Below are 440 nucleotides of genomic sequence, written 5' to 3'. Positions count from 1 at the left end.
ACCCCTGCCTGGATGTCATTTCCCCATGCCTTAACTGGACTCTAAATCCACCGCCGTTTTTTTGCCTCTAAATTCATCCCCATCCCCAAAAATAAAAAAGCCACTCTCCGGGCGCCGTGCGTCCATAAAGTGGCTATATTTCAGTTTATCTCTAATTATTCTGTGCTTGATTTGGGCTGGATTCGGACATAATCCGATTTTATTTCGGAAAATGCCCAATTTATTTTCCAAATTCTGTCAAATAATTGCCATTGTCAAAAAATAGCTATCCCTTAACTCATTAATATTGCAAGAATTAATAAAGCAAATAAAATGATATTAAGTGTCTATTTTTTGACTATTTTTTGTCAGCAATCCTGTATCTTTTTCTGTCTTTTTTCTCTTGGCTACCTTGTCCTGATTACTCACGATAGTGTTATTTCATTGTTCTTTTAGGAATT

This window comes from Calditrichota bacterium, from assembly GCA_013151735.1.
Taxonomy (GTDB): domain Bacteria; phylum Zhuqueibacterota; class JdFR-76; order JdFR-76; family BMS3Abin05; genus BMS3Abin05.
This window is presented reverse-complemented; position numbering follows the sequence as displayed.